Annotated in this window: 6 protein-coding genes and 1 pseudogene; 3 read left to right on the plus strand and 4 right to left on the minus strand. The window is 60.4% G+C overall.

Annotated elements, in window-relative coordinates; all coding sequences use genetic code 11:
* Positions 1-174 precede the first annotated feature (174 nt).
* The 4 genes from Q0239_RS13290 to Q0239_RS13305 form a co-directional block, all read right to left on the minus strand.
* On the minus strand, positions 175-1,329 hold the full coding sequence (locus tag Q0239_RS13290) for an acyl-CoA dehydrogenase family protein (RefSeq protein WP_298603647.1): 1,155 nt from the start codon (positions 1,327-1,329) through the stop codon (positions 175-177).
* A 100-nt stretch (positions 1,330-1,429) separates the two neighbouring features.
* Positions 1,430-1,825, minus strand: a complete 396-nt coding sequence (locus Q0239_RS13295; protein ID WP_298603648.1) for a Zn-ribbon domain-containing OB-fold protein — start codon at positions 1,823-1,825, stop codon at positions 1,430-1,432.
* Positions 1,825-2,337 carry a hypothetical protein gene (locus Q0239_RS13300; RefSeq protein WP_298603651.1) on the minus strand — a complete coding sequence of 171 codons (513 nt, stop codon included), beginning with the start codon at positions 2,335-2,337 and terminating at the stop codon, positions 1,825-1,827. Before Q0239_RS13300 ends, Q0239_RS13295 begins: the two co-directional genes overlap by 1 nt.
* Positions 2,338-2,339: 2 nt before the next feature.
* Positions 2,340-2,921, minus strand: coding sequence for a hypothetical protein (locus Q0239_RS13305; RefSeq protein WP_298603653.1), 582 nt, complete (start codon positions 2,919-2,921; stop codon positions 2,340-2,342).
* Positions 2,922-3,214: 293 nt separating this feature from the next.
* Between Q0239_RS13305 and Q0239_RS18215 the strand changes: the two genes are divergently transcribed.
* From Q0239_RS18215 to Q0239_RS13315, 3 genes and pseudogenes are all read left to right on the plus strand, one after another.
* Complete coding sequence (locus Q0239_RS18215; protein ID WP_367276111.1) at positions 3,215-3,583, plus strand: acyl-CoA dehydrogenase family protein; 369 nt, start codon at positions 3,215-3,217, stop codon at positions 3,581-3,583.
* A 21-nt stretch (positions 3,584-3,604) separates the two neighbouring features.
* Positions 3,605-4,411, plus strand: a pseudogene (locus Q0239_RS13310) (acyl-CoA dehydrogenase family protein); the annotation flags it as partial.
* 277 nt (positions 4,412-4,688) lie between these two features.
* Positions 4,689-6,384, plus strand: a 1,696-nt coding sequence (locus Q0239_RS13315; protein WP_298603655.1) for a CoA transferase, incomplete at its 3' end; no start/stop codon positions are given.

Here is a 6,384-nt window from a genome sequence, read left to right on the forward strand (position 1 = left end):
AAGCCGCCGACGCCGGGCACCAGGCCGCCACTGAAGCCAAACTTCTTGGCGACAGTGTCGTCATGCATCTTGTTCTCGGAGGCCTTGGCGGCGTTGAAGGCGACGAGGCTGTAAGGCGCGAACGGCTTCGACATGGACTCTCCTCCGAAAGATGCATGTAATATGAGTGAGCGATCAGTCCTCATCCGGCGCGAGCCCGCCGGCATCCGACAACAACTCCATGTGGTGGTCGAGATCGCCGAACTGGGTCTGGATCGCGAGGAGCCGGCGGAAATAATGGCCGGCCTTGTATTCCATCGTCATGGCGATGCCGCCGTGAAGCTGAATCGCCTGCTCGCCGACATAGCGTGACGCCTTGCTGACGTGGACCTTCGCGGCCGAAATCGACCGGCGGCGCTCGCCATTGTCGGATTCGTCCGCAGTCATCGTCGCGAGAACCGACATCGAGCGCGACTGCTCCAGATTCATCAACATGTCGACGGCGCGGTGCTGCAGCGCCTGGAACGTTCCGATCGCGCGGCCGAACTGCTCGCGGGTCTTGAGATAATCGACCGTGGTATCGAGCAACTGATCCATGCAGCCAATTGATTCCGAAATCGTCGCCGCGATGGCGCGATCGATAACCCGCTCGATCAGCGGATAGGCGCGGCCGACCTCGCCGACCACGTCAGCAGCTTTCACCTTCACACTACGCAGCGAGACGTCCGCTCCACGATGGCTGTCGGCCAGCTTGATCGGCTTGACGGTTACGCCTGCGGATTTCGGGTCGACGATGAAAATGCCGATTCCGTCCTTGTCGCGCTGACCTCCGGACACGCGTGCGGTGACTAAAATCCTGTCGGCGCTATCGCCGTGCCAGACCGACGTCTTGTCGCCATCGAGCACCCAACTGTCGCCCTCCTTACGCACCCGGGTCGAAATATCGAACAGATCGAATCGCGAATGGCGCTCCGTGGACGCAAAGGCAAGCAGCAGCTTGCCCTCTGCGATCGCCGGCAGCATTTCCTTCTTCTGATCGTCCGTGCCGCCGAGCAGAATGAAGCCGCCACCGATAACGACAGTCGGCACATAGGGCTCTAGCGCGATGCCGCGGCCGAGAGCTTCCATCACTACGGACGTTTCAATCGCGCCGCCACCGATGCCGCCGAATTCCTCGGGAAATGCGACCCCGAGCAGACCGAGATCGGCGTACTGCTTCCACAACTCACGGCTCCAGCCGTCCTTGCTTCCAGCGATCTCGTTACGCTTCTCGAACGTATACTTGTCAGCGATCAGGCGATCGACCGAATCTTTCAGAAGCTTCTGCTCGTCGTTCAGACTGAAATCCATACCATCCTCACCCAACGGCTGGCCGCGTTAGAGACACGCCATCTTATTGGTTGTTGAAACCGGCGTGGCTGCAAACCGCAACCACGCCGGTCAGACGCATTCAGTCCGGCGCGAAAGCCGGGATCGGCGGACCTTCCTTGGTCGGCTTGAAGACGACATGCACCTTCTGACCGATCTTCAGCTTGTCCGGATCACAATCGACGATGCCAGTCAGGGCCGTCGGACCTTCTTCGAGCGTTACATACGCCAGCGTATAAGGCTCTGGCGTGCGGCGCATCGTGGAGTGGGAGTAGATCACACCCTTCCCGGACGCTTCCTTCCATTCCGTCTTGTCGCTGAAGCAGAACGGGCACAGCGTGCGGGGATAGAAATGAGGCTTTTTGCACGCCGTGCAGAACTTATAGAGCAGCTTGCCCTTCTCGGCCGCATCCCAGTACGGCTTGCTTTCGGCATTGACCACCGCCGGCGGAAAAGCACGAACCTTTGCTTCCGTCATCACACGCGCTCCATGATCAGAGTGGCGCTGCCGTGACGGACGCCGAGCGAACCGCCCGTGCCGTGAGCCAGCGCGATATCGCAATTCTTGACCTGTACCTTTGGATGCGCTTCGCCACGCAGCTGGCGCACGGCTTCGATCACCTTGGTGATGCCGCCGCGGTTGGCCGGATGGTTGTTGCACAAGCCACCGCCATCGGTGTTGAACGGCAGTTTGCCGACGCCCGAGATCAAATTGCCGTCGGACACAAACTTGCCGCCCTGGCCCTTTTCACAGAAGCCGAGGTCTTCAATCTGCATCAGCACCGTGATGGTGAAGCTGTCGTAGATCGAGGCGTACTTGATGTCCTTCGGCGTGACGCCCGCTTCTGCGAACGCGGTCGGTCCCGACCAACGCGCACCCGAATAAGTCAGGTTGACGTCGCCGCCCATCTGTCCCTTGGGCGCTTCGCCTGCGCCCATCACCTTGACGAGCGGACGCTTGAGGCTCTTGGCGACCTCTGGCGATGTCACAATCAATGCACCGCCGCCGTCAGTGATGACGCAGCAATCGACGAATTGACGACCTGCTCAACCGTCACAACGTCGCGCAGGAAGGCATGCTCGTTGTATTGTGCATGGTGCGACGCAGCAACCTTGACCCAGGCAAGTTGTTCGCTGGTCGTGCCGTATTCGTACATATGACGCTGGGCGCATAGGCCATACGCATTCGCCACGACGATGCCATATGGCGATTCATAGGAAGCATCCGGCGCAGTCGGGATGACGGCACGCGGCACCGGCGAACTCAGCGGCTTGCCGGCCAGCGTAATCAGAGCGACCGAGCACTTGCCGGCTGCGATAGCCTCGGCGGCGTGGGCAACATGCGCGATGTATGTCGAACCACTGAGGCCCATATAGTCGACCATGCTGAGCGGCCCGAGACCGGGCGCGTCGCCAGCGCAAAAATATCCATCGACATCGTCCTTGGTGAGGCCCGCGTCTTCAAGCGCGCCTTTCGCGGCTTCAGCGTGAATCTGAGCGACCGACTTGTCAGGCGCTTTTCGCGTGGGGTGTTCGTAGGCCCCCATAATGAATGCCTTGCCCTTGATGCTCATTCGGCGGTGTCCTGCCCTTCCTGATTGAGTTTCTTATCACGCCGCAGACTAAACCACGGCAGCGGCACGGGACGCAAATCGGCAGCATCCACGACAACGCCCGGCAACTTTTGTCATGCGGCCGCATATCGGCGCGAGAGCGATATTTGCGTGAGGCTTGTGCAAAAAAGGAATGGCTCCACCGGCCACGCACGGCTAGACTTCGCAGCCATTGCAGCGATGCTGCCTTGTTGGGCAAAAGCGCAACGACAGATATCAAGACAAGATCAGGACGACCTGGAGGAGACGCCGGAATGGACATGAATTTCACTGCCGAAGAACTGGCGTTTCGCGACGAAGTCCGCGCCTTCATCAAGAAGGAGCTTCCCCAAAAGCTGCGGCAGAAGCTGCTGGACGGCGAGGTTCCGAACAAGGAAGACACCGTTGGCTGGCATCGCAAGTTGAACGCGAAGGGTTGGGCAGTCCCGCATTGGCCGGTCGAATGGGGCGGTCAGGATTGGTCCACGACCAAGCGCTTTATCTTGCGCGAAGAACTCGAGGCCGCCCCGGCCCCCCTGCCGATGGGCATGAACACCAGTCTTTGCGGCCCTGTCGTTGCACATTTTGGAACGCCTGAGCAGAAGAAGAAGTTTCTGCCGCGGATGGCCAATCTCGACGACTGATGGGGTCAGGGCTTCTCGGAGCCGGGTTCAGGGTCCGACCTTGCCTCGCTGAAGACGCGCGCGGTGCGCGAAGGAGACCATTACATCGTCAACGGTTCGAAGATGTGGACGACCAATGCGCAGTATGCGGACTGGATGTTCTGCCTTGTCCGAACCGATCCGAAGGCCAAGAAGCAGGAGGGCATTTCCTTCCTGCTGATCGACATGAGGTCGCCGGGTGTGACGGTGCGTCCAGTGCATACGATGGAAGGCGGCGCCGAGGTCAACCAGTGCTTCTTTGAAGATGTAAAAGTGCCGGTCGAGAATCTTATCGGCCAGGAGAATCGCGGCTGGGACTGCGCCAAATTCCTGCTCGGCAACGAGCGGACCGGTGCTTCGCGCGTTGGCTCGACACGCGAGCGGCTCAAGCATCTGCGCAAGCTGGCGATGAGCGAAATGAAAGCCGGCAAGCCGATTATCCAGGACCCATCCTTCCGCGCTCGCCTGCTTTCGCTCGAAGTGGAAGCGAAGGCGCACGAGATCACAACAATGCGCGTTCTCGATGCGGATGCGCGCAAGGACCGTGGCGATGCACCCAACCCCCTGTCCTCCCTGCTCAAACTGCGCGCCAGCGAGATCCGTCAGGAATTGACCCATCTGTACGTCGAAGTGGCTGGCCCTCACGCCATGCGACTTGCACTCGAGGCTGAGGATGAACTCGAAGCCTTCACGCCCGACTGGGCGGGCCTAGCGACGGCCACCTACCTAAACAACCGCAAGGTCACGATCTATGGCGGCACCAGCGAGGTGCAGCATAACATCTTGGCCAAGGCCGTTCTCGGATTGTGACCGCTCGCGTTTTCGAACACTGAGAAAACCATCCGACATCGAGTGATGCGAACAGCGGGGCTGCTCTAAACCTTCACGTTGGGCAGTCCGTGACATTCAGCGTCGTCTCCCATGATATCGGAAGCGACGCTTGTCTCGATAGTCGCAGCGCACGTGCGGCAGACGAGCGAGTGCCGTGCGACTAAGTGTAACCGAAACACCGACGTTCAGGCCTGACGATCTCATGACCCCATCTCATCCCGACACTCTGCCGCTCTCCGATCTGCGCGTCGTCGAATTGGGCACGGGAGAAGCCCTTTCATTTTGCGGCAAGCTTTTTTCCGACTTCGGCGCCGAAGTCATAAAGATCGAAGCGCCTGAGGGCGATCCCGGCCGCCGCATCGAACCGCTGGTCGATGTCGGCGGCCGCAAGACAGAAAGCGCCTATTTTGCCTGGAGCAACACGAATAAGCGGAGCGTCACGGCCGATCTTGCAAATAAAGCCGATGCCGAAAAGGTACGCGCCATTCTTGCGACGGCCGATCTGTTGCTTGATGCCCGGCATATCGAAGACATTCGCTCGTCGCATCTGTCGCACGACAATCTGCGTAGGACCGATCCGGGACTTGCCATCACCGCGTTGTCCTGGTTCGCCGAGCATGGGCCGTACCGCAGCTGGCAAGCGACTGAATCGACGATCAGGAGCCTGATGGGTCTCGTCAAGCAGGTTGGTCCGATCGAAGGGCCACCGCTTCTACCACGCGAAGGACAGACGGCGATCATCACGGCTCTGGCCGCTTTCATTCCGACCGCCGCCGGTCTCTACAGCCGAGAGCGCGGAGCACGACGCTATTCCGTCAACGCTCAGGAAACGTTGCTGCTGATTTCAGGTTACGATCTCTGTCTCGCGCAGGAACTCGGCTATTCGCGCAAGCGCAGTGGCGTCAACAACTTCGGCCGCAACTTTCCCGGTGGCTCCTACCGGACCAAGGAGGGTTGGCTGGGCGTCACTGTGGTCACGATCCAGCAATGGCGCGCCTTCGCCCGGATGATTGGTCATCCCGAACTGGGCGACAATCCGGCTTATGCGATCGGCCCGCTGCGCGCCAATCATGCCGCCGAACTCGACAAGATCATCGTGCCGATCCTTAAGCAGCGCACTGCAGCGGAATGGTTCGAGCGCGCGCTGGAATTGAAGATTCCGCTTGTCGTCATCCCGGACATGAAGACGCTGTTCACGCAAGACTTCCATCGCGAACGCCGTGCTTTTGGCGATATCTCCATCGGGGGTGCAACGTTCGAAGGGCCGACGCTGCCGCATCATCTCACCGGGTCCATGCCGCTCGCAAATGGACCGGCTCCTCTCGCCGGCGCAGATAACGGCAAACCGCTTGCCTCGCGCAACCGGCTGGCCAAGGCCGCCACGCCTGCCAACGCCGAACTGCCGCTCACCGGATTACGCGTGATCGATCTTGCAATGGGATGGGCGGGGCCAAGCGCATCGCGCCAGCTCGCCGATCTCGGCGCTGACGTCATCAAGGTGGAATCGCCGAGCTATGCGGACTGGTTTCGCGGGACCGATCATCGCCCGCCCTATCACGAGGAAAAAACCTACGAGAAGGAACTGAAGTTCCAGCTCATGAACCGCAACAAGCGCGGCATCACGCTGGACCTGACCAAGCCTGAAGGGATCGCCCTGCTCAAGCGTCTCCTGCAGGACGCACATGTCGTCCTCGACAGCTTCTCGGCCGACGTGATGCCGAAGCTGGGGCTCACCGCCGATGTCTTGCTAGAGGTCAATCCGCGCATTGTCGTCGCGACCATGCCGGCTTACGGCATGAAGGGGCCGTGGAGCGGCCTGCGCGCGTACGGCTCGACGCTCGAACAGGGGTCTGGGCTGCCGACTGTCACCGGCCGTGAGCAGGACCCGCCAACGATGAACCATGCCGTTTTCGGCGATCCGATCGGGGGCCTCAATGCCGCAGTCGCGGTTC

Origin of the sequence: uncultured Sphingorhabdus sp., assembly GCF_937872355.1 — a bacterium.
GTDB lineage: Bacteria > Pseudomonadota > Alphaproteobacteria > Sphingomonadales > Sphingomonadaceae > Sphingorhabdus_B.

What these genes read in the sequence shown, in the direction of transcription:
- Q0239_RS13290 (WP_298603647.1), bottom strand. Translation starts at nt 1,329, where the DNA reads ATGGATTTCAGTCTGAACGACGAGCAGAAGCTTCTGAAAGATTCGGTC.
- Q0239_RS13295 (WP_298603648.1), bottom strand. Translation starts at nt 1,825, where the DNA reads ATGACGGAAGCAAAGGTTCGTGCTTTTCCGCCGGCGGTGGTCAATGCC.
- Q0239_RS13305 (WP_298603653.1), bottom strand. Translation starts at nt 2,921, where the DNA reads ATGAGCATCAAGGGCAAGGCATTCATTATGGGGGCCTACGAACACCCC.
- Q0239_RS18215 (WP_367276111.1), top strand. Translation starts at nt 3,215, where the DNA reads ATGGACATGAATTTCACTGCCGAAGAACTGGCGTTTCGCGACGAAGTC.